This is a genomic window from Streptomyces avidinii (genome assembly GCF_045161815.1).
Taxonomy (GTDB): domain Bacteria; phylum Actinomycetota; class Actinomycetes; order Streptomycetales; family Streptomycetaceae; genus Streptomyces; species Streptomyces avidinii.
On sequence record NZ_CP108863.1, the window covers coordinates 5,991,308 to 6,015,985 of the forward strand.

Consider the following 24,678-nt stretch of genomic DNA (forward strand, 5'->3'; position numbering starts at 1 on the left):
GAACGCCGAACGCACAGCGTGAACTTGGGGGTGACCGCCTCATGGTCAAGATCCGCGAGCTCGATCCCAGCGCCTCGCCGCTGGACTACTACGGTTACGAACTGCGGCGCCTCAGGGAGCAGGCCGGGCTGAAACAGGCGCAGTTGGGCGAGATCATCTTCTGTACGGGCTCCCTGATCGGCCAGATCGAGACGACGAAGCGGGTCCCGACCCGGGATTTCTCCGAGCGGGTGGACGCGGCGCTGAACACCGGCGGGGTGTTCTCGCGACTGGTGGGGCTGGTGTTGCGGTGCCAGCTGCCGACGTGGTTCCAGCCCTACGCGGAGATGGAGGCCCGGGCCTCGTACATCTCGACCTTCCAGGCGCAGTTGGTCTACGGGCTGCTGCAGACGCCCGCCTACGCGCGGGCCGTGCTCGGCGTGCGGACCGAGGGGGACCTCGACGCGAAGGTGGCCGCCCGGATGGAGCGGCAGCGGATCCTCGACCGCGAAGACCCGCCACTGATGTGGGTGGTGATGGGTGAAGGTGTGCTGCACCAGGAGGTCGGTGGCCGCGAGGTCATGCGGAACCAGCTCGCTCACTTGTTGGAGCTGCAGAGGAGGGAGTGGGTGAAGGTGCAGATCCTGCCGTTCGAGGCGGGCGCCCATGCCGGGGTGATGGGCTCGTTCAACCTTCTGCGGTTCGAGGACGACCCCGACATCGTCTATACCGAGGACTTCGTGCAGGGTCATATGACGGCCAATCCGCAAGCTCTCAGGGAGGGTTCGCTCCGATACGATCATTTGCAGGCAGCCGCCCTGTCCCTGGAGGACTCGGTGGCACGGATCGCCCGCGTAATGGAGGAGCGTTATGGACACCATCCGGAACCTGACGGGCGCGCAGTGGCGTAAGTCCTCGTACAGCGGGGACACGGGCGGCGAGTGCGTCGAGTGCGCGCCGCTCGGTGACACCGGCTGGCTCAAGTCCTCGTACAGCGGGGACACCGGCGGTGATTGCGTCGAGGTCGCCGCTCAGCCCTGCCTCGTCGCCGTCCGGGACTCCAAGAACCCCGAGGGTCCCGTTTTCGCCGTCCGCCCCGCGGCGTTCGAGGCTTTCGTGAGGTCCGTCTCTGTATGATCCGCTCCCTGCCGAGGGGGAGGGAGTCGGGGGGATATGGAGCACGTGGGACCGGCCGGTCCGACGCATGTGGGGCCGTTCAAGGTGGCCGGTGTGCTCGGCCGGGGCGGGATGGGGCGGGTGCTGCTGTGTGCCGGGCCCGACGGGCGGCTCGTGGCCGTCAAGCAGGTGCTCGCGCACTTCGCCGACGACGAGGGCTTCCGGGCCCGGTTCCGCCGTGAGGTGGCGGCCTCGCGCAAGGTCTCCGGTGCCTATACGGCGGCCGTGATGGACGCCGACCCGGACGCGCCGACGCCCTGGCTCGCCTCGGTGTTCGTGGCCGGGCCCTCGCTCGGGGCCGTGGTCAAGTCGGACGGGGTGCTGGACGGCTCCGTCGTCCACCGGCTCGCGGCGGGGTTGGCGTCGGCGCTCGTGGAGATCCACCGGGCGGGGCTGATCCATCGGGACCTCAAGCCCGACAACGTGCTCCTCACAGAGGACGGGGTGCGCGTCATCGACCTGGGGATCGCGCGGGCGACCGAGGGGGAGTCCGACGGCGACACCGGGCTGACGCGCACCGGGTGGGTGATCGGGTCGCCCGCCTTCATGTCGCCCGAGCAGGCCGAGAGCAAGCCGCTGACGCCGGCGAGCGATGTGTTCTCGCTCGGTTCCGTGCTGGTCATGGCGGTGACGGGCAGCAGCCCCTTCGCCGGGACCTCGACCCTCCGGACGCTCTACGACGTGGTGCACTCCGCGCCCGACCTGAGCGCGGTGCCGGCCGGGCTGCGCGGGATCGTGGAGCGGTGCCTGGCCAAGGACCCGGCCGCCCGGCCGACCCCGGCGCAGCTGCTCGAACTCCTCGGACCGGTCGCTCCCGCCGGTCGGCAGTGGCCGCCCGCCGTGTACCGGATGCTGGCCGCGCAACGGGCGGACATCGACCGGCTGTTCTCGGACGATCCGGCCGGTGAGGCGGAGCCGGCCGCCCCGGAGCCGGCCGCTCCGGAGCCGGCCGCTCCGGAGCCGACCGCTCCGGAGCCGACCGCTCCGGAGCCGGCGGACGGGACCGAGCCGATGCCCGTACCCGCGCGTGCCCCCGAGGTGGAGGGGGATCCGGTCGCGGCGCCGACGCGGGACGCGCCGGAGCCCGTCCCTCCGCGTCCGGCGGGGCCGCCCACCGGGCCGGGCGGGGCTTCCCGGAGTCCGTGGCGCGGTCCGCGCCGGCTCGCGGCCCTGGTGGTGGCCGGTGTCCTCCTCGTGGCCGGTACCGGGGTCGCCCTGTACGTACGGGACCGGGTCACGTCTGCCATCGCCTACGCGGCCGTCCCGAGCTGTCAGGTGGCGCGCCGGGACCTGCCGCTGGAGTTGGAGCCGTCCACCAAGGACACCTGGTTCGAGACGGCCGAGGGCGCGCAGTCGAGCTGCAACGGGGGTAGCGGTACCGCCGCGTCGCCGACCGTCCTGGTCCGGTGGGACCTGAGCCTCGGTGGGGACGCGGATGCCAACGCGGCCACGCAGAAGCAGCGTTTCCTGTCGGAGGCGGCCGGTCAGCGGCCGGCGCCCCGCCTCGGATTCGGCACCGAGGCCTACTGGGGACCCGCCGGTGCCGAATGGACCTGCGTCCTCGCCGTGCGTGAGGGCAATCTCTCCGCCTGGGTGGGCCTGCGGGCGAAGCCGTACAGCAAGGGTGCCTGCGAGGCGAAGGCGAAGGACGTGGCCCGGGCCGCGCTGAAGGCCGCCGAACGGCGCTGACCGGGCGGCGGGCGCGAGGCCGGGCCGCCGCGTCGGCGGGCGAGCGAAGAACACGCTCATCTGACCTTCCGTCAGATTGGAACGTGTTCTAGTCTGCCGCGCATGGGCATCGGAATCACGCAGGAGCAGCGGGAGTTGGCCGAGGCGGTGCGCGGCTGGGTCGCGCGGGCCGTGCCTCCCGAGGAGGTCCGCAAGCTGCTCGACACCCCGCCGCAGACCGGGGCGCGGCCCGCGTACTGGGACGCCATGATCGAGCAGGGGCTGCTGGAGCCGCACCTGGACGGCGGGACCCTGCTCGACCTGGCCGTGGTCGTCGAGGAGGCGGCCCGGGCCGCGCTGCCCGGGGCGTACCTGCCGAGCGCCCTGGCCTCCGTACTGCTGGAGCGGGCCGGGGTCGAGCCCCTCGCGGGGCGGGTCGGGGCGGTCGCGCTCGGGCCCGGGACGCTGACCGCCGTGGCCGTCGAGGGCGGCGGGTACCTGCTCGACGGGATCGCCCCGCCCGTGCTCGGCGCGGGCGGGGCCGACCTGGTGCTGCTCGCCGCCGAGGCCGCGCACGGCACGTGCTGGTTCGCCGTGGACGCCGGCGCGCTGGACATCCGTACGCACGAGAGCGCCGACCCGACCCGCCCCACCGCCGAGGTGCGGGCGCGCGGGGTCGCCACCGCCCCGGACCGGCTGCTGGAACTGGACGCGGCGCTGGTCCGGGACCTGGCCTGCACGCTGTTCGCCGCCGACGCCTGCGGCACCGCGGCCTGGGCCCTGCACACGGCCGCCGCGTACGCGAAGGTGCGCGAGCAGTTCGGCCGGCCCATCGGGCAGTTCCAGGGCGTCAAGCACCTGTGCGCCGACATGCTGGTCCGGCTGGAACAGGCCCGGGCGCTGGCCTGGGACGCGGCACAGGCCATGGACGAACCCGCCGAGGTGCGCTCGCTGGTCGCCGCCCTCGCCGCCGGGACCGCCCTGGACGCCGCCTACTCCTGCGCCAAGGACTGCATCCAGATCCTCGGCGGCATCGGCTTCACCTGGGAGCACGACGCCCACATCTACCTGCGGCGGGCGCTCGTCGCCCGCCAGCTGCTGGGGCCCGGCGACGGGCACCGGGTCCGGGCCGTGCGGTGCGCGGCGGCCGGTGCGCGGCGCGAGCTGCGCCTGGAACTCCCCGCGCAGGCCGAGGCGTACCGTGCGAGGGCCCGTACCGCCGTCGCGGACGCGCGCGGGCTCGACCCGGCGGCCGCCCGCCGGATCCTGGCCCCCACGGGCTACGCCGCCCCGTACCTGCCGCCCCCGTACGGGCTCGGCGCGGGGCCCGTCGAGCAGCTCGTCGTCCAGCAGGAGCTGGCCGCGGCCGGGGTGAAGGTCGCCGACCTGGGGATCGCCACCTGGGTGGTGCCCTCGCTGATCGCCTACGGGACGCAGGCGCAGCGGGAGTCCTACGTACCGGCGACCCTGCGCGGGGACATCACCTGGTGCCAGCTCTTCTCGGAGCCCGGCGCGGGCTCCGACCTGGCCTCGCTGCGGACCCGGGCGGAGCGGCGGGAGGACGGCTCCTGGAGGGTCAACGGGCAGAAGGTGTGGACGAGTTCCGCGCACAGCGCCGACTACGGGATCCTGCTCGCCCGTACCGACCCGGACGTGCCCAAGCACAAGGGGCTCGGCTACTTCGTCGTCGACATGAAGAACACCCCCGGCATCGACATCCGGCCGCTGAAGGAGATCACCGGCGAGGCCCTCTTCAACGAGGTGTACTTCGACGACGTGGAACTCCCGGCGGACGCGCTGGTCGGCGCCGCGGACGGCGGGTGGAGGGTGGCCCGCAACACCCTCGGCAACGAACGCGTCCACATGGCCGACCAGATGACCTTCGACACCGGCCTGGAGGCGCTCCTCGCACACGCCGCCGAGCTCGACGGCACCTACCGCAGGCGGATCGGCGCGCTGGCCGCCGAGGCGCACGCCCTGGCCTGCATCGGGCTGCGCACCACGCTCCAGCAGGTGTCGGGGCTGGAGCCGGGCGCGGGCGCCTCCGTGCGCAAGCTCGTCCAGACCCCGCACCAGCAGCGGACCGCCGAGCTCGCGCTCGAACTGCTGGGACCGGCGGGCGCGGTGCGGGAGGGGGCGGGGGAGCGGGCGGTGCACGGGATGCTCATGTCCCGCTGCCTGACGATCGCCGGGGGCACCACACAGGTCCAGCTCAATGTCGTCGCCGAGCGGATTCTCGGCCTCCCGAGGGACTGAAGGGACACCAGGGGCATGAAGTCGTACATCGTGGGCGTCGGCATGACGAAGTTCGAGAAGCCGGAGTCGCGGGACTGGCAGTACTGGGACATGGCGAAGGAGGCCGGGACGGCGGCGCTCGCGGACGCGGGCGTGGACTACGGGCTCGTCGAGCAGGTCCCGGTGGGCTACTGCTTCCAGGCCTCCACCGCCGGCCAGCGGGCGGCGTACGAGCTGGGGCTGAGCGGGGTGCCGGTCTACAACGTCAACAACAACTGCGCGACGGGCTCGACGGCGCTGATGATGGCGCGGCAGTTCGTGGCGGGCGGGATCAGCGACTGCGTGCTGGCGCTGGGCTTCGAGAAGATGAAGCGCGGTGCGCTGGGCGGGGGCGCCGACGGCGGTGCCCGCGGCGGAGCCGCTGAGAACTTCGGCACGACCTCGCCGGTGGCCCGCCACTACGGGATCATGGCCGCGGGCCACGGCTTCGAGATGTCCCCGCCCACGGCGCAGATCTTCGGCAACGCGGCGCGGGAGCACATGGAGCGCTACGGGACCACGGCCGCGCAGCTCGCGATGGTGGGCGCGAAGAACCACCGGCACTCGGCGAACAACCCGAACGCGCAGTTCCAGGACGTGTACTCGGTGGAGGAGATCCTGGCGGCGAAGGAGATCCACGCGCCGCTCACGAAGCTCCAGTGCTCGCCGACCTCGGACGGCGCGGCGGCCGCGCTGGTGGTGTCGGAGCGGTTCGTGGTGCGGCACGGGCTGCACGACAAGGCGGTGGAGATCGTCGGCCAGGCGATGACGACGGACACGGAGGCCTCCTTCGCGTCGGGCTCGTGCATCGACGTGGTGGGCAAGCCGATGACGGCGGCGGCGGCGCGGCAGGCGTACGAGGCGTCCGGGCTCGGCATCGAGGACGTGGACGTGGTGGAGCTGCACGACTGCTTCTCGATCAACGAGCTGCTGACGTACGAGGCGCTGGGCATGTGCGCGGACGGCGCCGCCGGGAAGCTGGTGGAGTCGGGCGCGACCACGTACGGCGGGCGGTGGGTGGTCAATCCGTCGGGCGGGCTGATCTCGAAGGGGCATCCGCTCGGGGCGACGGGGCTGGCGCAGGCGGCGGAGCTGGTCTGGCAGCTGCGGGGCGAGGCGGGGGCGCGGCAGGTCGAGGGCGCCCGTACCGGCCTCGCCCACAACATCGGCCTCGGCGGCGCGGCCGTCGTGACCCTCCTGCGGCGGGGATAGGAAAGCACTTTCGGTCGCGGGTGCGGGGCGTTAGGCTCCGCCCCCGTGAGTGAGATGCGCGAGGCGTCCTTCAGCGCCACCGGCAGCCTGACCAGGGACGAGTACGACGAGGCCGCCCGGGCGGCGGGGCTGTTCCGCAGGGGCCGGGCGGTGGCTGCCCTCAGCACGGTCTTCCTCGCCGCGGCGGGCGTGACGCTGTCCTCCGAAGGCCTGAGCGTGCGGCCCGCCGTCCTCGGGATCGCGGCGGCGTACGGCCTCCTCGTGCTGGTGGTCCTGCCGCGGTGGGCGGTGGCCCGGGGCTTCCGTACGGGCAGGGCCGCCGAGGAGAAGCGGGTCGTGGTGGACGGCGCGGGCATCGAGGTGCTCCGCGGCGGGGAGGCGCAGCGGATCGTGTGGGACGAGATGCGCTACTACCACGAGACGCCCCGGCTGCACGTGTTCGTGGGGCGTTCGCACCGCCGGACGTGTCTCGTGGCGCTGCCCAAGCGGCTCTTCACCGCGCCGGGCGAGAGCGGCCTCCTCGCCGCCTTCGCGCACGCCCGCGCCGGCGACGGTTCGTAGCGCCCCGCCTCGCCCCGCCCCGGCGCCCCCGCCCCGCCCCGGCCTGCACGCCCTCAGCGGGCGGCGGGTCCGGGGCCGGCTGTCCGCAGTGTGCAGCTGCCGTTCTCGGTGCACTCCCGTTGCAGCCGGCCGCGGGAGAGGGTCTGGGCCAGGCCGATCGCCCAGCACATCGGGCAGCCGCGCAGGGCCACCAGGCCGACCGGGGCGAGGGCCAGGGTGATCGGGCCGTAGAGCGGCAGGAGCGCGAAGGCGCCGATCAGGCTGCCGAGGCCGACCGCGCCGCGGGCCAGGTGCCGGGGCAGGGTGGAGCTCGCGAAGTCGGGGCCGTCAGCGGTCTTCATCGTTGCCTCCGGGGGCGCCGAGCAGGGAGTCCTGGAGGGCCGCGCGGGCCCGGTGCAGCCGCGACTTCATCGCGGCGGTGCTGAGCCCGAGGGCGTCGGCGGCCATCCGCCCGCTGTAGCCCTGGATGTCCCGCATGATCAGCACGCGCCGCTGGTCCTCGGGGAGGGCGGAGATCGCCCGCGCCACCCGGGCCGCCTCCATGCGTTGCAGCACCTCGTCCTCGGCCGACCGCACGGCCGTGTCCTGCAGCGGGGCGCGCTCGCGCGGGACCAGCCGGGTGCGGCGCAGGCACTCGTTGCGGACGATGCGGAACATCCACGAGGCCAGGGCGCCGGACGCGCGCAGCATCCCGATCCTGCGGTAGAGGATGATCAGCGCTTCCTGGGCCGCGTCCTCGGCGTCCTCGGGCGAGGCGCACAGCGAGTACGCGAACTTCCGTACGTTCGGGTGCGAGCCGCAGACCAGCGCGGTCAGCGATTCGAGGTCCCCGCCCTGCGCGGCGAGGATCAGCGGCTCGGCGGGCCAGGTCGACTCAGCCACGGGAGCGGCCCCGACGGCGCAGCACGACGACGGTGCAGGTGCAGAGCAGCAGAACGGCGACGGCGCCGGCAACGACAGCGATCATGAGAACCTCCGGGTCAGGTGCCGCACTCGGCGTCGGCACATGCATAAGAGGCACGGGCCCCGCAAAAGGATTCACCCTGATCCCAAGGGGTTCACCCCAGGGCCGGGTCCACCACGGTTTCGCCCATGGACGCGCGGCGGATGGAGTCCGCCAGCTCCTCGACGCGGCCGTCGCGCAGGACCAGTCCCGCGGCGCCCGCGGCGAGGGCGGCTTCCGCCAGGCCGGGGTGGGCCGAGCCGGTGAGGACCAGTACCCGGCACTCCGGGTCGTCGGCCAGCAGGGCGGTCACGGCCGCGAGTTCCTCCACGAGGGCCACCGCGGGCCGGGCCATCGGGTCCCGTACGACCTCGATGTCCGGCTGGAGGCCGAGCTGGAGCGCCAGGGCCGGATTCGGCGGCTCCAGCAGGACGCGCAGGGCGCGGGCCGCGCGGTGATCAACAGGCATTTCGTCCACGCGGGCAGGGTATGGCCCAGGCCCCCGACGGGCAGGCAACACGCCCCGCACGCAGCGGATCTGACGTGAAGTCAAGAGTCTTCCCAAGTGCGGGGGTGTGCGTTATACATTCCCTCACCGGTCGGGGCTAGAACGCGTTCTAGAACCGGCCCCCGCATGCGACCTCGGTGCGGCCGACGGTGCGGACGGCCGCACCGAGGTCTTCCACAGCTCCTCCACAGCTCTTCCCGGCACTTCCACGGCCCCGGTTCTCCAACGACAGGGAGCAGCATCCCCATGCCGATCGATGCCGCCAAGGCCCTCGCCGCCGACCCCCGCCACGGGGACATCGGCTGGGACCACAAGGACATCCAGCTCTACCACCTCGGCCTCGGCGCGGGCCGGCCGGCCACCGACCCGGACGAGCTGCGCTACACCCTCGAATCCAAGCTCCACGTCCTGCCCAGCTTCGCGACCGTCGCCGGCGCCGGGATGGCCATGATGGGCGGCCTCGCCGCACCCGGGATCGAGATCAACCTCGCCGACGTCCTGCACGGCGGCCAGTCCATCGAGCTGCACCGGCCCATCCCCGTCAAGGGCAGTGCCACCTCCACCGCCAGGGTCGCGGCCCTCTACGACAAGGGCAAGGCCGCCGTCGTCGTCCTGCGCACCGAGGTGGCCGACGCCGACGGGCCGCTGTGGACCAGCGACGCGCAGATCTTCGTACGGGGAGAGGGCGGGTTCGGCGGCGAGCGCGGCCCCTCCGCCAAGGAGGAACTGCCCGAGCGCGCCCCCGACCGCGTCGAGGAGCGGCACATCCGCGAGGAGCAGGCGCTGCTCTACCGGCTCTCCGGCGACTGGAACCCGCTGCACGCCGACCCGGAGTTCGCCAAGACGGCCGGCTTCGACCGGCCGATCCTGCACGGCCTGTGCTCGTACGGGATGACCCTCAAGGCCGTCGTGGACACGGTCCTGGGCGGGGACGTCTCCCGGGTCCGTGCCTACCGCACGCGCTTCGCCGGGATCGTCTTCCCGGGCGAGACGCTGCGCATCCGGATGTGGCAGGAGCCCGGCCGCGTCCTGGTGTCGGTGACCGCCGTCGAACGGGAGGACGCGCCGGTCCTCGCCGACACCGTCGTCGAACACGCGTAGGCACGCGAACGAGCACCGAGCACCGAGCGCCGAGAACGAGCACAGACCGTACGAGACCCAAGGAGCCGCACCGTGCGCGCAGCACTGCAGAGCGAGATCGGCCAGGACAAGCTGGAGGTCGTCGACGACATGGAGGCCGTGGGCCTCGGCCCCGGCAAGGTGAGGATCCGGGTCAAGGCCACCGGCCTGTGCCACTCGGACCTCTCCGCGATGAGCGGTGTCCTGCCGCAGCCCGCCCCCTTCGTCCCGGGCCACGAGGGCTCCGGGGTGATCGCCGACGTCGGTGACGGGGTCACCACCCTCAAGCAGGGCGACCGGGTCCTCGTCTGCTGGCTGCCGCCGTGCGGCCACTGTCCGTCCTGCAAGCGCGGCCAGGGCCACCTGTGCCTGGCGAGCCTGGTCAACGCGGGCACCCCCAACTTCCGCCGCGCGGGCGGGGACATCTTCGGCTTCGCCGCGACCGGCACCTTCGCCGAGGAGCTCGTGGTCGACGCCGCGTGTGCCGTCCCGATCCCCGACGACGTGCCCTTCGACATCGCCGCGCTCATCGGCTGCGGGGTCACCACGGGCCTCGGCGCGGCCATCAACACGGCCAAGGTGGAGGCCGGCTCCTCGGTCGCCGTCATCGGCTGCGGCGGCGTCGGCATCTCCGTCATCCAGGGCGCCAAGGTCCAGGGCGCGGCCCAGGTCATCGCCGTCGACCCGGTCGAGTCGCGGCGCGAGGCGGCCCTGAGGTTCGGGGCCACCGAGGCCGTGGGACCGGAGGCCTTCGACGACGCCAAGAACCGGATCACGGGCGGCGAGGGCTTCGACTACGTCTTCGAGGTCGTCGGCAAGTCCGCCACCGCGCAGACGGCGTACAGGATGACCCGCCGCGGCGGCAGCGTGGTCATCGTCGGCGCGGGCGCGCTGGACGACAACTTCCAGATCGACATGTTCTCGCTCTTCTTCGACGAGAAGAAGATCCTGCCGTCGATGTACGGCGGCGGGGACGTGCTCCGCTCCTACGAGCGCACCATCGCGCTGTGGCGGGCCGGCCGGGTGGACCTGGCGAGCCTGATCACGCACCGGGTGCAGCTCGCCGAGATCAACGACGCGCTCGACCAGATGCGTACGGGCGTGGCCCTGCGCACCTGCATCGAGCTCTGACCGCCGACCAGTCACCACCGACCCGCTCCGAGAACTGCGAAAGGAACGCTACGGATGTCACTCCCACTTGAGGGGCTCTCCGCCATCGTCACGGGCGCGGGCCGCGGGCTCGGCCGGGCCGAGGCGATCGAGCTCGCGCGGCTCGGCGCGAGCGTGGTCGTCAACGACTTCGGCCAGCCGGGCCGGGACGGCTCCGGGGAGGCCTCGGCCGCCCCGGCGGAGGAGGTCGCCGAGGAGATCCGTGCCGCGGGCGGCCGGGCGGTGGCGCACCTGGGCGACGTGGCCGACTTCGAGCAGGCGCGGGAGCTGGTCGACCTGGCGGTGTCCAGCTTCGGGAAGCTGGACATCCTGGTCAACAACGCGGGCATCCTGCGCGACCGGATGGTCTTCTCGATGTCGGAGGAGGAGTGGGATTCGGTGATCCGGGTCCACCTCAAGGGCCACTTCAACACCACCCACTTCGCTTCCGTGAACTGGCGCGAGCGGTCCAAGGCGGCGGGCGGACCCGTCTACGGCCGGATCGTCAACACCTCCTCCGAGGCCTTCCTCGGCGGCTCGGCCGGCCAGCCCAACTACGCGGCGGCCAAGGGCGGCATCGTGGGCCTGACCACCTCGACCGCGCTCGCGCTCGCCAAGTACGGGGTGACGGCCAATGCCATCTGCCCGCGTGCCCGCACCCGGATGACCGAGGACGTCTTCGCCGGTTTCGAGGTGCCGGAGGACGGCAAGCTGGACGCCCTCGCCCCCGAGCACGTCTCCCCGCTCGTCGGGTACCTGGCCTCGCCCGCCTCGGCCGGGGCCAACGGCCAGCTGTTCGTCGTGCACGGCGGGATCGTGGTCGTCATGGAACGCCCGAAGGTGGCCGCCAAGTTCGACACGGCCAAGGAATCCTTCTCCTACGAGGAGCTCGACGAGCTGCTCACCCCGCACTACGCGTCCCGCCCGGCGAACGAGACCTTCGCCGCGACCGAGGTACTGGGCCTCAAGCACGCCTAGGCGTCCCCGCCGAGCGGTCCCGTCCTACCGTCCGGCCAGCGGTGCCTGCTGGAGCGGGACCGGGCGGGGGACGGTCGCCGCGGGCGGATCGAGGACCACCGGCGGGGGAGGGGCGGCCGGCAGGTTCATGCTGGCCATCCCGCAGGACACCTCGGGGGTCGCGTACGGGAGGTGCAGGCTGCCCTGCGGGCTCCACAGGCCGCTGCCGCCGAGCCACCCGGCCGGGGCGCCGGTCCGGAAGGCATGCCGGTCGGCGGGGCGCCACAGGCCCACGTCGCCCCCGGGCAGCCGCAGCGCCACCCCGCAGGTCTCCGGCATCAGGGCCTGGCCGGGCTGGACCGCGAACGGGCGGGCGTCGCCCAGACGGGCCAGGCACTCCGGGAAGCGGACGGGCAGGGAGCTGCCCAGCACCCCCCAGCCGAGGCGTGCTTCGCCCGGTGCGTCGGAGCGGATCAGCAGCAGCCCGCTGTCCGGGTCGGCCAGCAGCAACAGGTCGTCGCTGTCCTCGGTGATCTGCAGCAGCGGGGAGACCTCGCCCAGCGCCAGGTCGACGGCGACGGCCTTGGTGGTGCCGTCCAGCTCGCGGTCCAGGGCCAGCAGCCGGCCCGCCCGGTCCAGCCAGACGCCACCCGAGCAGCGTCCCGCGATCCGGGCGACGGGCGTCGGGCCGAAGGGAGCCCCGGCCACCTGCCAGACCGTGGTCACGGTGTCCTCCGCGGCCAGGGCGAAGGCACAGGAGCCGTCCGGGGACGGCGGCAGCAGGCGCACCCGTACGCCGTCCTGCGCCTCCACCCCGCCCAGTTGGAGCTCCCCGGTGCGCGGGCCGCTCGCGGCGCCCGTCGGGTACAGCAGCGCGAAGGCGTGCCGCTCGGCCACCCGCCGGTGGATCAGGACCCGTCCGTCGGCCAGCGGCAGCACCTCGCTGTCCGCCTCCTCGGGCTGCGCGAGCGGCAGCGGTACCGCGTACGCCTCGGGCCCGGCCAGGGTCCAGCGCTCCGCGTAGAGCGACTCGCCCGCCCCGGCCAGCCGGGCGGCGTACGACCCGTCGGCGGCGATGGTGAACGCGGCCGTGGTCGTCATTTCGATGGCACAGACAGTCATCCGTGGTCACCTCCGGGGTGGAAGCTAGTTTTCGGGCAACCTGGCGAACAACACCACCAACACCGCTTCACACATACGGGTGTCCGCTCGGCGATTCGTGCGTGGCGAACGAGGCGGTTGTGCTGCGGCGGACAGGACCGGGCGGGAATCGGCCGAGGCCACCCGCCGTGGCAGGGCCCGGAGGCCGTGCGGCAGGGCCGGGCCGAGGACGTACCGGACGGGACCCGGTACCCGGGCCCGCCGTGATCGCCGCCTACCGGATACCGGGCGACCTGCGCGGCTTCCCGGGCAGGTGGCGGGAGAAGGGGCCGGACGGGGCTGACCGGGACGGTCGCCCCGGACGGTAGCCTTGGCCCGTGCCCCGTCTCTCTGAAGTCATCGCCGCGCTGGACGCTCTCTGGCCCCCCTCGCGGGCCGAGCAGTGGGATGCCGTCGGAACCGTCTGCGGCGACCCGGACGCCGAGGTCAGCCGGGTCCTGTTCGCCGTGGACCCCGTCCAGGAGATCGCCGACGAGGCGGTCAAGCTGGGGGCCGACCTGATCATCACCCACCACCCCCTCTACCTGCGGGGCACCACCACCGTCGAGGCCGGCACCTTCAAGGGCCGCGTCGTGCACACGCTGATCAAGAACGACATCGCGCTGCACGTCGCCCACACCAACGCCGACACCGCCGCCCCCGGAGTCTCCGACGCCCTCGCCGGCGCCCTGGACCTGCGGATCACCGGGCCGCTCGTGCCCGACCCCAGCGACCCCGAGGGCCGCCGCGGCCTCGGCCGGATCTGCGAACTGGACCACCCCGAGACCCTGCGCGAGTTCGCCGCGCGCGCCGCGGCCTGGCTGCCGCCGACCGCCCAGGGCATCCGCGTGGCCGGTGACCCGGACATGCCGGTCCGCCGCGTCGCCGTCAGCGGCGGCTCCGGAGACAGCCTCTTCGAGCAGGTCCGCGCCGCCGGTGTGGACGTCTTCCTGACCGCCGACCTGCGCCACCACCCGGTGTCCGAGGCCCGCGAGCAGAGCCGCCCGCTCGCTCTCGTCGACGCCGCCCACTGGGCCACCGAGTGGCCCTGGTGCGAACAGGCCGCCGCGCAGCTCGACGCCATCTCCGAGCGCCACGGCTGGGGTCTGCGCACCCACGTCTCGCGCACGGTCACCGACCCGTGGACGGCCCACGCGCCGTCCGTCACACCCCCTTCTATCTCTGGAGCCCCCAACTGAACGCCGAGCCCGCCGACCAGATCCGACTTCTCGACGTCCAGGCGCTGGACGTCCGGCTGTCTCAGCTCGCCCACAAGCTCAAGTCGCTGCCCGAGCACGCCGAGCTCGACTCGCTGACCAAGGACCTGGCGCAGCAGCGCGACCTGCTCGTCGCCGCCCAGACCCAGGCGAGCGACACCGCGCGCGAGCAGACCAAGGCGGAGCAGGACGTGGACCAGGTGCGCCAGCGCGCCGTCCGCGACCAGCAGCGGCTCGACTCGGGCGTGGGCATCTCGGCCCGGGACCTGGCGAACCTGCAGAGCGAGGTCGTCTCCCTCGCCAAGCGCCAGGGTGACCTGGAGGACGTGGTCCTGGAGGTCATGGAGCGCCTGGAGGGTGCGCAGGAGCGCGTCACCGGGCTCACCGAGCGCGTCTCCGCCCTGGAGGCCAAGGTCGCGGACGCGACCGCGCGCCGGGACGCGGCCACCACCGAGATCGACACCGAGGCCGCCAAGGTCACCAAGGACCGCGAGGTCATCGTCGCGTCCATGCCGGCCGACCTGATGGCGCTGTACGAGAAGATCCGCGTCAAGCAGGGCGGGGTCGGCGCCGCGCGCCTCTACCAGCGCCGCTGCGAGGGCTGCCGGCTGGAGCTGGACATGGCCGAGGTCAACGAGATCAAGGCCGCTGCCCGCGACCAGGTCGTCCGTCACGAGAACTGCGGCCGCATCCTGGTCCGTACGGCCGACTCGGGCATCTGATGCCGCGGTTTGTCGTGGAGGCGGACGGCGGGTCCCGGGGCAACCCCGGGCCCGCCGGCTACGGCGCGGTGGTGCTCGACCCGGCGACGGGCGAGACGCTGGCCGAGCGCGCCGAGTACATCGGCGTCGCGACGAACAACGTGGCGGAGTACAAGGGCCTGATCGCCGGGCTCGCGGCCGCCCGTGACCTGGCGTCCGACGCACAGGTCCTGGTCCGGATGGACTCGAAGCTGGTCGTCGAGCAGATGTCGGGCCGCTGGAAGATCAAGCACCCGGACATGAAGCCGCTCGCGGCCGAGGCCGCACGGATCCTGCCGCGCGCGCAGGTGACGTACGAGTGGATCCCGCGCGAGCGGAACAAGCACGCGGACCGGCTCGCCAACGAGGCGATGGACGCGGGCAAGCGCGGCGAGCAGTGGCAGCCGTCGGCCTCCACGGCCGCCCTCGACCACGGCGCGGCGCGCGCCCTGGCCACTGCGCCGGCGCCGTCGGGCCCGCCCGGTGACGCCGCCGCGGGCGCGGCGGCCGTCCGCTCGGCCCTGGCCGCGGCCTCGGCCGCCTCCGGTGCCACGGCCGCGGTGGCGCAGGAGCTCGCCGACACGCTGTTCGCCGACGCCGAGGCCCTGGCGGACGCGATCGAGCCCTGCCTCGACTCCGAGGCCCCGGCGGTGACGACCGGGGCCGGCTGGGGCCCGGACTTGGGCGCCCCCGCGACCTTCGTCCTGCTGCGGCACGGCGAGACCGCCCTCACCCCGCAGAAGCGCTTCTCAGGCAGCGGCGGCAGCGACCCCGAACTGTCCCCGGCGGGCCGGCGGCAGGCCGCCGCGGTGGCCGAGGCGCTGGCGGCCCGCGGCACCGTCCAGACGGTCATCAGCTCCCCGCTGCGCCGCTGCCGGGAGACCGCCCAGGCCGTCGCGGTCCGCCTCGGGCTCACCGTGACGGTCGAAGAGGGCCTGCGCGAGGTGGACTTCGGGGCGTGGGAGGGTCTGACCTTCGCGGAGGTGCAGGAGCGCTTCCCGGACGACCTCCAGGCGTGGCTGGACTCCCCGAAGGCGGCCCCCACCGGTGGCGGCGAGAGCTTCATGGCCGCCACCCGCCGGATCTCGGCGACCCGTGACCGCCTGCTGTCCGCGTACGCGGGCCGCACGGTCCTGCTGGTCACCCACGTGACCCCGGTCAAGATCCTGGTCCGCCTCGCCCTGGGTGCCCCGCCGGAAGCACTGTTCCGCATGGAACTGTCGGCGGCCTCCCTGTCGGCGGTGGCCTACTACGCGGACGGCAACGCCTCGGTCCGGCTGCTGAACGACACGTCGCACCTGCGGTAGGACCCGCTGGTGCCGGGCCCTCGCCGACGGCAGCCCGTCGGCGAGGGCGGATCGCGGATTGCCGATGCGGATCGCGCATCGCGTCCGCGTCGGGTCAGGGCGCGGGCGTGATGTGACCGAGGGCCTCCACCGCCCGGTCGAGGGCTCGGGCCATGTTCCGCGCCTCGGCCTGGGCGGACTGGACGGCGCCGCCCGCCTGCCGCGCGTACGGTCGGGGCCGTTCTCCGTCCCGGGCGGCCCAGTCGCCGTCGTCACGCCGTCCGATGTGGACCTCCAGATGGCGCAGCGCGTCTTCGAGATGCCGGGCGAGTTCGCGCAGGCTCCCGGTCACGGCAGTGATCTCGGCAGGGCTCGCGTAGGCGTTGCGGGGGTCGGTGGTCGCTTCGGCGAGGTCGTGTATGTGCGCGGCAGCCGCGGCCGCGCGGGCAGGGTGATCGCTCATGTGGCTGAGAGTGCCGCATCGGCCGGACCGCCGAAGGGCGTTCGCGCCGACGGCCGGATCCGGTGTCGGGGCAGACGGCCGCGATCGCCGGGAAAGCCCGGGCCGGGCCGCCGCCGGGCGGGGCCGGGGCGGCGGGAGCCAATCGCCCCCGAACGAGTGGAAAAGGCAGACGAGCCGGCCTGTACGCCGGGTTCTGTCGCCCGGGGACCTCGCGGTCGCCGGGGAGACGGCCATCCATCTAGGACCGGTGTTGCCACCGGCCTCGTGCGGTCTACCCGCGAACTCGGGCGGGCAGCCCTCAAGCGTTCGCGCAGACCCGTCCGGGGACGGATCCTCTTGACCTTGCTCCGGGTGGGGTTTACCTAGCCGCCTGAGTCACCTCAGGCGCTGGTGGTCTCTTACACCACCGTTTCACCCTTACCGGGGGCCGAAGCCCCTGGCGGTCTGTTTTCTGTGGCACTGTCCCGCGGGTCACCCCGGGTGGGCGTTACCCACCACCCTGCCCTGTGGAGCCCGGACGTTCCTCGGCGGGATCCGAGGATCCCGACGCGGCCGCCCGGCCGACTCGTCTGCCGTGGCGACCATGTTACCCGTGGCGACGGCCTCGCTTGACCTTGACGCAGCGGCAGGGTTTCTACTGGGCGCATGCGGATCGGAGAGATCGCCGCGGTCGTCGGGGTCACCACCCGGGCGATCCGGCACTACCACCATGTCGGGCTGCTCCCGGAACCGGAGCGGCGCCCCAACGGCTACCGGGCCTACAGCCTCCGTGACGCCGTCCTGCTGGCCCGCGTACGCCGGCTCACCGAGCTCGGGCTCAGCCTCGACGAGGTGCGCGACGTCCTCGCGGACGACGCCGGCCGCGAACTGGCCGACGTCCTCACGGAACTCGACGCCGACCTCGCCCGGCAGGAGGCCGAGATCCGGGAGCGCCGGCGGCGGCTCGCGGTGCTGCTCGCCGCCGGGCCGGGAGAGGCCGAACCGCTTTCGCCCGCGCTCGCCGAGCTGTTGGCGAAGGCGCCCCCGACCGATTCCCCGACCGCGGCGAAGGACCGCGAACACCTGATCCTCCTCGACGCGGCGGGCGCGGGCGGCCAGGAGATCTACGCCGCCCTCGGGCCGCTCGCCGCCGATCCGGCCGTGCTCGCGCTGTACGAGCGGCTCGACGAGCTCGCCGACGCGCCCGTGGACGACCCGCGGATCGGGCCCCTCGCGGCGCAGCTGGTGGCGGCCGTCCCGGACGAGGTGTTCGCAGCGATCCCCGCCGACGGGGCGGTCGTGGCCGGGTTCAAGGAGGCGCTGCTCGCCGAGTACGCGCCGGCGCAGGCGGAGGTCGTCCGCCGCGTCATGGAGGCCTTCATCGAGAGGGGGCGGGGATGACCCGCATACGGGCGGCGCGGATCGCCGTCACCGCCGTCGTACCGGCGGAGCTGGCGCTCGTGGTGTGCCTGGCGGCGGGGGTGCGCCTGCCGGGGTGGGCGCTCGCCGCCACCGAGGTGCTCCTCGTCGGCGTGCTGCTGCTGGAGGCTTGGGTGCTGTACGGGCTGTACGCCGCCGAGCGGGCCCGCGGCGCCGACCGGCGGGCCGCCGGTCGCGCGGCGGTCCGGGCCGTGGTCCCCGTGCAGGTGCGGCGGCTGGTGCTGCACGAGCTGCGCGCCATCGCCTCCCTCGCCCGGTGGGCGCTGCGCGGGAGGCACGGGGTGCGCCCCGGGGACCTCGCCGCCGCGTACACGGGACCGCAGACGGCCATGATGTACGGGCTGCTGTTCGTGTCGGTGGTCGAGACGGTCGCCCTGGCCGTGCTCATCCCCTGGCCCGCGGTGCACCGGGTGGTGCTCGTGCTGGACGTCTACGGCATCCTGCTCGTCCTCGCCCTGCACGCCGCGTGCGTGACCCGGCCGCACGTGGTCCGCCCCGACGGGTCCCTGCGGATCCGCTACGGGGCCCTCTTCGACCTCGTCGTGCCGCCGGACGCGGTCGCCTCGGTACGGGTGGACCGCCGCTACCCCGAGGGCCGGCTGGTCACGCTGTCCGAGGACGGGGTGCTCGACCTCATCGTCGGCAGCCAGACCTCCGTCACCGTGGAGCTGAACCGGCCGCTCCCCTTCACCCGGCCGCTCGGTGCCACGGGCGAGGCACGGACCGTCCGCTTCCACGCCGACGACCCGCGCGCCCTGGTCACCGCCCTGCGCCGACAGCCCACCCCCTCGTAGGCCGTCTCAGACCGGAGCGAAGAGGATCTTCGACGTGCCCGGGTCGGCCTGCGCCAGCCGGACCCGGATCCGGTCGCCCAGCGGCAGGGCGGACCCGGTGGACTCGACGCGGCCGACCACCGCCGGGTCCTCCAGGTGGACCGTGCCCACCAGCGGTTCCCGATCCCTGACGTCGATGACCGTGGCCTCGAAGGTCTCCCCGACCCGGTCCTTCAGCACGGCCGCCTCGACGAGGTCCACGGACTCCCGCTCCACCGTGTTCGCCAGCCGCGTGCCCTGCGCCATCTCGTCCGGGAGCGAGGGGAGCGCCGCCATCACCCAGTCCGGCGGTTCGGTTCCGGCCACCGCCGCCACGCACAGCTCGCCGGCGTACCGGTCGACGAGGCGGCGCAGCGGCGCCGTGCAGTGCGTGTACGGGGCCGCCACCGCGGAATGGATCGCCGGGTCGGGGCTCTCGCCGCCGGTGAACGCGGTGTAGCCGGCGCCGCGCAGCAGGGCCGTGCACTCCTGGAGGAAGGCGGCGTGGGCGGGGCGGTGCGGGTCGAGGGAGCGTACGAGTTCGGCGTACGGGACGTGGTGCGGCCAGTCGATCCGCAGGGCCTTCGCCGTCCGCCGCAGCCTGCCGACCGCGCCGTCGGGGGCGCTGGGCAGGGTGCGCAGGATGCCCGTGCCGGTGGCCAGCATCAGATCGGCCGCGGCCATGCCGGTCATCAGGGAGATCTGCGCGTTCCAGCCGTCGGCGGGCAGCGGGGCGCGGTAGGCCAGCGCGTACCTGCCGTCGCGCTCGACGACCTCCTGCTCGGGCACGTTGAGGGAGATGCCGCCGCGGGCCTGTTCCAGGGCCTCGCGGAGCCGGCCGATGTCCTTCAGCAGGGCGAGCGGCTCCTCCGCCGTGCCGGTGTCGATGGCCTTCTGGACGCCCTCGTAGTCGAGTCTGTGCCGGCTGCGGATCAGTGCGCGGCGGACGTCGACGGTCTCCACCCGGGCGTCGGGGTCCAGGTCGAACCGCCACACCAGCGCCGGGCGGACCTGGTCGGGCAACAGGCTGGCCGCGCCCTCGGAGAGGACGGCCGGGTGCAACGGGACCCTCCCGTCGGGGAAGTAGAGGGTGCTCACGCGGCGGTGCGCCTCGGTGTCGAGCGGTCCGCCCGGGGTGACGAAGGCGGCGACGTCGGCGATGGCGTAGCGGACCGTGTAGCCGCCGCCGGGGCGCTTCGCGAGGTGTACGGCCTGGTCGAGGTCGACGGAGTCCGGCGGGTCGATCGTGAAGAAGGGGATGTCGGTGCTGTCCAGGTCCGGGAGCCGGGGGTGCGCCGCCGCGTGCTCGGCCTCCGCGAGGACCGCCGCCGGGAAGGCCTCCGGCACCTCCAGCTTCGTCCGCAGTTCACGCAGCGCGGCCCGCAGAGCAGCCCCGTCTGCGCCGGTCATGTGCATCTGACGGCGTGGCATGCGTCGAGCGTAGGGGCGGCGGGCGTGTACGGCGCGGCGAAGTGGGGCCCGCGGCCCCGGACGGCGCGGCGGGCGGGGGCGGCGGACGTCTACCCTGGCCCGGGGGCCGCACCCCCTGCGATGTCGTACCGAAGGAGAACCACCGTGCTCGTGCTGCTGCCGCCGTCCGAAGGAAAGGCCGCCGGCGGCTCCGGCGCACCCCTGAAGCCGGAGACGCTGTCGCTGCCCGGTCTCGCCCCGGCCCGTGCGGCGGTGCTTGAGGAGCTGGTCGAGCTGTGCGCGGCGGACGAACCGAAGGCGCGCGAGGTGCTGGGCCTGAGCGAGGGGCTGCGCGGCGAGGTCGCCAAGAACGTGGAACTGCGCACGGCGGGCGCCCGTCCGGCGGGCGAGATCTACACGGGCGTGCTCTACGACGCACTCGGCCCGGCCGACCTGCCGGCGGCGGCGCGGGGCCTGGCGGAGGACGCGCTGCTCGTCTTCTCGGGGCTGTGGGGCGCGGTCCGGATCACCGACGCGATCCCCTCGTACCGCTGCTCGATGGGGGTGAAGCTGCCCGGGCTGGGTGCGCTCGGCGCGTACTGGCGGGGGCCGATGGCGGAGGTCATGCCGGAGGCGGCCGGGGCCGGGCTGGTGCTGGACCTGCGGTCGGCGGCGTACGGGGCCGCGTGGAAGCCGAAGGGCGAGGTGGCGGGGCGGACCGCGAGCGTCCGCGTGCTGCACTCGCAGATGGTCGACGGGGTGGAGAAGCGGTCGGTGGTGAGCCACTTCAACAAGGCGACCAAGGGGCGGCTGGTACGGGACCTGCTGCTGGCCGGGGCCGCTCCGGCTTCGCCCGCCGAACTGGTCACGGCCCTGCGGGACCTGGGCTACACGGTCGAGGCCGAGGCCCCTGCGAAGGCGGGCAAGGCGTGGTCCCTCGACGTGGTGGTCACGCAGATCCACCACTGACGCGCCGTACCGGCGGCTCCGCCCCCCCGGCACCCCCGCGCGATTTCAGCCTCGCCGGCGTTTGAGGCGCGGGGTTCGGGGCGGAGCCCCGAGGCCGGGCGGAGCCCGGGCTACTGGCCCAGGGGCCAGGCGACCGCGGCCGGGGTCAGGTTCGCGGTACCCGCGTACGCGGCGCAGGCGTCCGTCAGGGTTTCCAGGAGGGTGAGCGGGTCCGGCAGAGTGTGTTCGATGCCGCGGATCCAGGTCACCGCCTGGTCACCGGGCAGGGCCGCCGGCGGGACCAGGACGTAGCTGCCGCGGCAGTGCCAGCGCAGGCCCGGGTGTTCGTCCATCGTCTCGGGGTGGCAGTCCAGCGCGCACGGCCACCACTCGTCCTCGTCCTCGGGGGTGCCGCGGGTGGCGGTGAAGAAGAGCATCCGGGCCTGGTCGCCGGTGCCGCCCGATTCGGCGACGGGGCCGACCTCGATCCCGGCCTCCAGCAGGCGGGCCAGGGCGTCGGCGCCGGCCTCCAGCGGGACGTCGAGCACGTCGTGGACCATGCCGGTCGCGGTGATGAAGTTGGCCTGGGGCTCGTTGCGCGCCCAGCGCTCGACCTGTGCGCGGTCGGTGGTCGACTGGGTCTGCCAGGCGAAGGAGACGGGGTGCCGTGCGGGCGTCGGACAGCCGATGCGGTCGCACGAACAGCGGTAACCGGCGGGATGGGCGGCGGGGGCGAGCGGCAGGCCCGCGGCGGCGACGGCCAGGAGGAGCGCCTCGCGCTCGACTCCGGGGTCCTCGGCGATGGGTTTCTGCCGCCGGCGCAGCCACTGGGAAATCCTGCTCTGCTCGCCGCGTTTGACGCGGCCGGACTCAGACCCCATCTATCCCCTCACCTCACCGTATCCCCGGCGGACCAACCCATGGTCCCACCATCCTGAGCCCCGGGTGACCGCTCTCGACGACTGGGGGGTTGGAGAGGGGTGGCCTGAAATCCCTATAAAACCCAAGAAACAGGCCAAATCTTCCCGGCCGGTTCCCGACCGTCGGCCCGTCAGCGGGCGGTGACGTTGGCCACCCCGCCCAGAACCCGGTCCACGAGCGCGTCGGTGTACGCGTGCGTGAGGGGCGCGGTGCGCAGCAGCCAGCGGTAGGTGAGCGGCCCCAGCAGCATCTCCACCGTCAGTCGCAGGTCGGTGTCGGCTGCGAGCTGGCCGGCCTCCCGGGCGGTGCGCAACCGCGCCTCGTACAGGGCGAGCTGGGGTTCCAGCAGCTGCTCGGTGAAGCGGGCGCCGAGCTCGGGGTCGGTGGCCCCGGCCGCCGTGAGGGCGCGCGCGGGGGCGTCGTACTTCTCGTCGTTGAACTCGTCGACCGTCGCCCGCAGGACGTGCTTCAGGTCGGCCGCGAGGTCCCCGGTGTCGGGGAAGCCGGTCCACTCGGCCTCCGTCTCCGCGTCCCCGGCCAGGGCCAGCGAGGCGTCGAGGAGGACGGCGGCCTTCGACGGCCACCAGCGGTAGATGGTCTGCTTGCCGACGCCCGCGCGCGCGGCGATGGCCTCGATGGTCAGCTTGTTGTAACCGACCTCCCCGACGAGGGCGAGCGCGGCGTCGAGGATGGCGCGGCGGGAGCGGTCGCTGCGGCGGGTGGCGTCAGGGGTCTTGGGCATGGCCCGAAACTACCAAAGCGAGACGTCTCGTCTTTCCATAGGTTTGCTTAAACCACCCAATCAGTTCACTGTGCTGTCCTGGTGGAGGAGAGACGATTCTCTCCAGCACTCGTCCAGAGTCGTGAAAGTCGTGAGGAGCCTTCTTTGCGCAGAGACGCCACACCCCGGCGCTACCTGATGTGCCCACCCGCACACTTCAAGGTCACGTACTCCATCAATCCGTGGATGGATCCCACGAAACCGGTGGACCTGCCCCTCGCACTGGCCCAGTGGGAGGACCTGAGGGACCGCTACCGCGCCCTCGGGCACATCGTCGAGACCCTCGAACCCGACCCCGCGCTGCCCGACATGGTCTTCGCGGCGAACGGCGCGCTCGTCGTCGACGGCCGGGTCCTCGGGGCCCGGTTCGCCTACCCGGAACGGGCCGCCGAGGCCGGGATCCACCTCGACTGGTTCCGCGCCAACGGCTACACCGACATCCACGAGCCGTCCCACGTCAACGAGGGCGAGGGGGACTTCGCGGTCACCGACCGCTACGTCCTGGCCGGCCGGGGCTTCCGCTCCAGCCCGCTCTCGCACGACGAGGCCCAGGAGTTCTTCGGCCGCCCGGTCATCGGCCTCGACCTGGTGGATCCGCGCTACTACCACCTGGACACGGCGCTCAGCGTGCTCGACGGCGACGAGATCATGTACTACCCGGACGCCTTCTCGCCCGGCAGCCAGGGAGTGCTCAGGAGGCTCTTCCCGGACGCCCTGATCGCCGACGGCCGGGACGCGGCGGCCCTCGGCCTGAACGCCGTCTCCGACGGCCTGCACGTACTGCTCCCGCAGGCGGCGACCGGGCTGCTGGCACCGCTGCGGGACCGGGGGTTCGAGCCGGTCCCGATGGACCTGGGCGAGCTGCTCAAGGGCGGCGGCAGCGTGAAGTGCTGCACCCAGGAGCTGCGGCCGTAGGGCCCGTTACGGCGCCGGGGGCCAGGCCTGGCCCCAGTCGACGTCCCGTGCGGCCTTGTAGAGGTCACCCTGGCGCTTGGTCACATTGACCCGCGTCAGGCCCGCTTCCTCGGGGCCGCACAGCTCCAGCAGGACGAGCCCCTTCCGGATCTGCGGCTTCCGCGTGATCCGGGAGGTGGCCGGCTCCGTCGGGAAACGGGTCGCGGCGACGTAGCTGAACTTCTCGTCCTCGTAGGGGAGCGAGCCGCCCTTGACCTGCCGGTGCAGGGAGGAGCGGCTGACCCGCGCCGAGAAGTGGCACCAGTCCTGGCCGACCTCGATCGGGCAGGTCCCGTCGTGCGGGCACGGGGCGGCGATCCGCAGCCCGGCCGCGATCAGCTGGTCGCGGGCCTCCCGGATGCGCAGGTAGCCCTCCGGCGTGCCCGGCTCGATCAGCACCACGGCCTGCCCGGCCCGCGCCGCCTCGGCGACGACGGCCGTGCGCGCCTGCGGGGTCAGCTCGCCCAGTACGTACGACACCGTCACCAGATCGGCCTCGGGGAGGCTCAGCCCCGCGCCGATGACGGCCCGCCGCCACGCGGCGCCGCGCAGCACCTCGGAGGTCGAGGCGGCCGCGAGCTCCCGGCCGAGGGCCAGCGCCGGCTCGGCCCAGTCCAGCACCGTGGTCTCCCGCGGGCCGCCCCAGGTGGCGTCCACGGCCCAGGTCGCCGCTCCCGTACCGCCGCCCACGTCCACGTGGGAGGCGGGCGCCCAGTCGGGGGCCGCGTCGGCCAGCCCGTCGAGGGCGCTGCGGACGGCCTCGAAGGTGGCGGGCATCCGGTAGGCCGCGTACGCCGCCACGTCGGAGCGGTCGCGCAGCACGGGCGCGTCGGTCGGGGTCTGCCCCCGGTAGCTGGCGATGAGCCGCTCGACGGCGGCCGCGGCCTGCTTCTGCGGGAGTCCGTCGAGCAGTTCGCCGAGGGTGCTGCGCAGGGTCTCGGCGGTGGTGGGGGCGGAGGCGTTCACCTGCGAAGTTTATGCCGTGGCCGGGTCGGCCCCTGCCCGAGGGCGGAGGCCGACCGGCCGGGCTGCGCCCCGGAC

Annotated in this window: 25 protein-coding genes and 1 other RNA gene; 16 read left to right on the forward strand and 10 right to left on the reverse strand. The window is 73.7% G+C overall.

From position 1 onward, the window contains the following. The first annotated feature begins 41 nt into the window (after window positions 1–41). From OG373_RS26965 to OG373_RS26990, 6 genes are all read left to right on the forward strand, one after another. Window positions 42–890, forward strand: coding sequence for a helix-turn-helix transcriptional regulator (locus OG373_RS26965; RefSeq protein ID WP_405440845.1), 849 nt, complete (start codon window positions 42–44; stop codon window positions 888–890). Then, window positions 850–1,116 carry a DUF397 domain-containing protein gene (locus OG373_RS26970; RefSeq protein ID WP_405440846.1) on the forward strand — a complete coding sequence of 89 codons (267 nt, stop codon included), beginning with the start codon at window positions 850–852 and terminating at the stop codon, window positions 1,114–1,116. Before OG373_RS26965 ends, OG373_RS26970 begins: the two co-directional genes overlap by 41 nt. Window positions 1,117–1,152: 36 nt before the next feature. After that, window positions 1,153–2,844: a serine/threonine-protein kinase gene (locus tag OG373_RS26975; RefSeq protein ID WP_405440848.1), complete on the forward strand. Its 1,692-nt coding sequence runs from the start codon at window positions 1,153–1,155 to the stop codon at window positions 2,842–2,844. Window positions 2,845–2,946: 102 nt separating this feature from the next. Continuing rightward, a complete protein-coding gene (locus OG373_RS26980; RefSeq protein ID WP_405440850.1) occupies window positions 2,947–5,079 on the forward strand; it encodes an acyl-CoA dehydrogenase in 2,133 nt (710 codons plus the stop codon). 15 nt (window positions 5,080–5,094) lie between these two features. Then, window positions 5,095–6,309 (forward strand): lipid-transfer protein, encoded by a 1,215-nt coding sequence (locus tag OG373_RS26985; protein ID WP_405440852.1) that lies wholly within the window; start codon window positions 5,095–5,097, stop codon window positions 6,307–6,309. 45 nt (window positions 6,310–6,354) lie between these two features. Next, window positions 6,355–6,870 carry a hypothetical protein gene (locus tag OG373_RS26990; RefSeq protein ID WP_405440854.1) on the forward strand — a complete coding sequence of 172 codons (516 nt, stop codon included), beginning with the start codon at window positions 6,355–6,357 and terminating at the stop codon, window positions 6,868–6,870. A gap of 53 nt (window positions 6,871–6,923) precedes the next feature. On the opposite strand, the gene OG373_RS26995 is transcribed toward OG373_RS26990, so the two are convergent. The 3 genes from OG373_RS26995 to OG373_RS27005 all read right to left on the reverse strand — a co-directional run bounded on the left by OG373_RS26995 (window position 6,924) and on the right by OG373_RS27005 (window position 8,282). Next, the gene (locus OG373_RS26995; protein WP_405440855.1) at window positions 6,924–7,211 is read right to left on the reverse strand and encodes a hypothetical protein; all 288 of its coding nucleotides are present in this window, start codon (window positions 7,209–7,211) and stop codon (window positions 6,924–6,926) included. Then, entirely contained in the window at window positions 7,198–7,752 is a 555-nt protein-coding gene (locus OG373_RS27000; RefSeq protein WP_405440856.1) for an RNA polymerase sigma factor, read from the reverse strand. The genes OG373_RS26995 and OG373_RS27000 overlap by 14 nt, the downstream gene beginning before the upstream one ends. A gap of 176 nt (window positions 7,753–7,928) precedes the next feature. Continuing rightward, window positions 7,929–8,282: a DNA-binding response regulator gene (locus OG373_RS27005; RefSeq protein WP_397729018.1), complete on the reverse strand. Its 354-nt coding sequence runs from the start codon at window positions 8,280–8,282 to the stop codon at window positions 7,929–7,931. Between the two features lie 285 nt (window positions 8,283–8,567). Between OG373_RS27005 and OG373_RS27010 the strand changes: the two genes are divergently transcribed. From OG373_RS27010 to OG373_RS27020, 3 genes are all read left to right on the forward strand, one after another. Further along, window positions 8,568–9,422, forward strand: coding sequence for a MaoC/PaaZ C-terminal domain-containing protein (locus OG373_RS27010; RefSeq protein ID WP_397728507.1), 855 nt, complete (start codon window positions 8,568–8,570; stop codon window positions 9,420–9,422). Window positions 9,423–9,494: 72 nt separating this feature from the next. Next, a complete protein-coding gene (locus tag OG373_RS27015) occupies window positions 9,495–10,571 on the forward strand; it encodes a Zn-dependent alcohol dehydrogenase (RefSeq protein ID WP_405440858.1) in 1,077 nt (358 codons plus the stop codon). Between the two features lie 54 nt (window positions 10,572–10,625). Beyond that, window positions 10,626–11,567, forward strand: coding sequence for a 3-oxoacyl-ACP reductase (locus OG373_RS27020; protein WP_405440860.1), 942 nt, complete (start codon window positions 10,626–10,628; stop codon window positions 11,565–11,567). A 24-nt stretch (window positions 11,568–11,591) separates the two neighbouring features. On the opposite strand, the gene OG373_RS27025 is transcribed toward OG373_RS27020, so the two are convergent. After that, window positions 11,592–12,668: a hypothetical protein gene (locus OG373_RS27025; RefSeq protein WP_405440861.1), complete on the reverse strand. Its 1,077-nt coding sequence runs from the start codon at window positions 12,666–12,668 to the stop codon at window positions 11,592–11,594. A gap of 356 nt (window positions 12,669–13,024) precedes the next feature. Here OG373_RS27025 and OG373_RS27030 point away from each other — a divergent pair, with 356 nt between their 5' ends. Genes OG373_RS27030 through OG373_RS27040 form a run of 3 tightly spaced genes read left to right on the forward strand, consistent with a single transcriptional unit; the run spans window position 13,025 to window position 15,950 of the window. Continuing rightward, a complete protein-coding gene (locus OG373_RS27030; protein WP_397728498.1) occupies window positions 13,025–13,885 on the forward strand; it encodes a Nif3-like dinuclear metal center hexameric protein in 861 nt (286 codons plus the stop codon). Then, a complete protein-coding gene (locus OG373_RS27035) occupies window positions 13,882–14,625 on the forward strand; it encodes a zinc ribbon domain-containing protein (RefSeq protein WP_405444217.1) in 744 nt (247 codons plus the stop codon). Before OG373_RS27030 ends, OG373_RS27035 begins: the two co-directional genes overlap by 4 nt. Next, window positions 14,625–15,950 (forward strand): bifunctional RNase H/acid phosphatase, encoded by a 1,326-nt coding sequence (locus tag OG373_RS27040; protein WP_405440863.1) that lies wholly within the window; start codon window positions 14,625–14,627, stop codon window positions 15,948–15,950. Before OG373_RS27035 ends, OG373_RS27040 begins: the two co-directional genes overlap by 1 nt. 94 nt (window positions 15,951–16,044) lie before the next feature. On the opposite strand, the gene OG373_RS27045 is transcribed toward OG373_RS27040, so the two are convergent. Continuing rightward, window positions 16,045–16,392 carry a hypothetical protein gene (locus OG373_RS27045; RefSeq protein WP_397728494.1) on the reverse strand — a complete coding sequence of 116 codons (348 nt, stop codon included), beginning with the start codon at window positions 16,390–16,392 and terminating at the stop codon, window positions 16,045–16,047. Between the two features lie 166 nt (window positions 16,393–16,558). Further along, window positions 16,559–16,960: RNase P RNA component class A (gene rnpB / locus OG373_RS27050), an RNA gene on the reverse strand. A gap of 77 nt (window positions 16,961–17,037) precedes the next feature. Here rnpB and OG373_RS27055 point away from each other — a divergent pair. Both OG373_RS27055 and OG373_RS27060 read left to right on the forward strand, forming a co-directional pair. Further along, window positions 17,038–17,772 carry a MerR family transcriptional regulator gene (locus OG373_RS27055; RefSeq protein WP_405440864.1) on the forward strand — a complete coding sequence of 245 codons (735 nt, stop codon included), beginning with the start codon at window positions 17,038–17,040 and terminating at the stop codon, window positions 17,770–17,772. Further along, entirely contained in the window at window positions 17,769–18,605 is an 837-nt protein-coding gene (locus OG373_RS27060) for a hypothetical protein (protein ID WP_405440866.1), read from the forward strand. The genes OG373_RS27055 and OG373_RS27060 overlap by 4 nt, the downstream gene beginning before the upstream one ends. A 6-nt stretch (window positions 18,606–18,611) precedes the next feature. On the opposite strand, the gene OG373_RS27065 is transcribed toward OG373_RS27060, so the two are convergent. After that, complete coding sequence (locus tag OG373_RS27065; RefSeq protein ID WP_405440867.1) at window positions 18,612–20,054, reverse strand: RNB domain-containing ribonuclease; 1,443 nt, start codon at window positions 20,052–20,054, stop codon at window positions 18,612–18,614. Window positions 20,055–20,198: 144 nt separating this feature from the next. Between OG373_RS27065 and yaaA the strand changes: the two genes are divergently transcribed. Next, complete coding sequence (gene yaaA / locus OG373_RS27070) at window positions 20,199–21,002, forward strand: peroxide stress protein YaaA (RefSeq protein ID WP_405440869.1); 804 nt, start codon at window positions 20,199–20,201, stop codon at window positions 21,000–21,002. Window positions 21,003–21,112: 110 nt separating this feature from the next. Here the strand turns inward: yaaA and OG373_RS27075 are convergent, their stop codons facing one another. Both OG373_RS27075 and OG373_RS27080 read right to left on the reverse strand, forming a co-directional pair. Beyond that, window positions 21,113–21,862, reverse strand: a complete 750-nt coding sequence (locus OG373_RS27075) for a bifunctional DNA primase/polymerase (RefSeq protein WP_397728485.1) — start codon at window positions 21,860–21,862, stop codon at window positions 21,113–21,115. A gap of 170 nt (window positions 21,863–22,032) precedes the next feature. Continuing rightward, complete coding sequence (locus OG373_RS27080) at window positions 22,033–22,644, reverse strand: TetR/AcrR family transcriptional regulator (protein ID WP_405440871.1); 612 nt, start codon at window positions 22,642–22,644, stop codon at window positions 22,033–22,035. 81 nt (window positions 22,645–22,725) lie between these two features. On the opposite strand from OG373_RS27080, the gene ddaH reads away from it, so the two are divergent. Continuing rightward, window positions 22,726–23,598 carry a dimethylargininase gene (gene ddaH, locus OG373_RS27085; RefSeq protein ID WP_405440873.1) on the forward strand — a complete coding sequence of 291 codons (873 nt, stop codon included), beginning with the start codon at window positions 22,726–22,728 and terminating at the stop codon, window positions 23,596–23,598. A gap of 6 nt (window positions 23,599–23,604) precedes the next feature. Here ddaH and OG373_RS27090 read toward each other — a convergent pair whose 3' ends face one another. Next, the gene (locus OG373_RS27090; protein WP_405440874.1) at window positions 23,605–24,603 is read right to left on the reverse strand and encodes a small ribosomal subunit Rsm22 family protein; all 999 of its coding nucleotides are present in this window, start codon (window positions 24,601–24,603) and stop codon (window positions 23,605–23,607) included. Window positions 24,604–24,678 lie beyond the last annotated feature (75 nt).

What these genes read in the sequence shown, in the direction of transcription:
- OG373_RS26965 (WP_405440845.1), top strand. Translation starts at nt 42, where the DNA reads ATGGTCAAGATCCGCGAGCTCGATCCCAGCGCCTCGCCGCTGGACTAC.
- OG373_RS26970 (WP_405440846.1), top strand. Translation starts at nt 850, where the DNA reads ATGGACACCATCCGGAACCTGACGGGCGCGCAGTGGCGTAAGTCCTCG.
- OG373_RS26975 (WP_405440848.1), top strand. Translation starts at nt 1,153, where the DNA reads ATGGAGCACGTGGGACCGGCCGGTCCGACGCATGTGGGGCCGTTCAAG.
- OG373_RS26980 (WP_405440850.1), top strand. Translation starts at nt 2,947, where the DNA reads ATGGGCATCGGAATCACGCAGGAGCAGCGGGAGTTGGCCGAGGCGGTG.
- OG373_RS26985 (WP_405440852.1), top strand. Translation starts at nt 5,095, where the DNA reads ATGAAGTCGTACATCGTGGGCGTCGGCATGACGAAGTTCGAGAAGCCG.
- OG373_RS26995 (WP_405440855.1), bottom strand. Translation starts at nt 7,211, where the DNA reads ATGAAGACCGCTGACGGCCCCGACTTCGCGAGCTCCACCCTGCCCCGG.
- OG373_RS27005 (WP_397729018.1), bottom strand. Translation starts at nt 8,282, where the DNA reads ATGCCTGTTGATCACCGCGCGGCCCGCGCCCTGCGCGTCCTGCTGGAG.
- OG373_RS27010 (WP_397728507.1), top strand. Translation starts at nt 8,568, where the DNA reads ATGCCGATCGATGCCGCCAAGGCCCTCGCCGCCGACCCCCGCCACGGG.
- OG373_RS27020 (WP_405440860.1), top strand. Translation starts at nt 10,626, where the DNA reads ATGTCACTCCCACTTGAGGGGCTCTCCGCCATCGTCACGGGCGCGGGC.
- OG373_RS27025 (WP_405440861.1), bottom strand. Translation starts at nt 12,668, where the DNA reads ATGACTGTCTGTGCCATCGAAATGACGACCACGGCCGCGTTCACCATC.
- OG373_RS27040 (WP_405440863.1), top strand. Translation starts at nt 14,625, where the DNA reads ATGCCGCGGTTTGTCGTGGAGGCGGACGGCGGGTCCCGGGGCAACCCC.
- OG373_RS27045 (WP_397728494.1), bottom strand. Translation starts at nt 16,392, where the DNA reads ATGAGCGATCACCCTGCCCGCGCGGCCGCGGCTGCCGCGCACATACAC.
- OG373_RS27055 (WP_405440864.1), top strand. Translation starts at nt 17,038, where the DNA reads ATGCGGATCGGAGAGATCGCCGCGGTCGTCGGGGTCACCACCCGGGCG.
- OG373_RS27060 (WP_405440866.1), top strand. Translation starts at nt 17,769, where the DNA reads ATGACCCGCATACGGGCGGCGCGGATCGCCGTCACCGCCGTCGTACCG.
- OG373_RS27065 (WP_405440867.1), bottom strand. Translation starts at nt 20,054, where the DNA reads ATGCCACGCCGTCAGATGCACATGACCGGCGCAGACGGGGCTGCTCTG.
- OG373_RS27075 (WP_397728485.1), bottom strand. Translation starts at nt 21,862, where the DNA reads ATGGGGTCTGAGTCCGGCCGCGTCAAACGCGGCGAGCAGAGCAGGATT.
- OG373_RS27080 (WP_405440871.1), bottom strand. Translation starts at nt 22,644, where the DNA reads ATGCCCAAGACCCCTGACGCCACCCGCCGCAGCGACCGCTCCCGCCGC.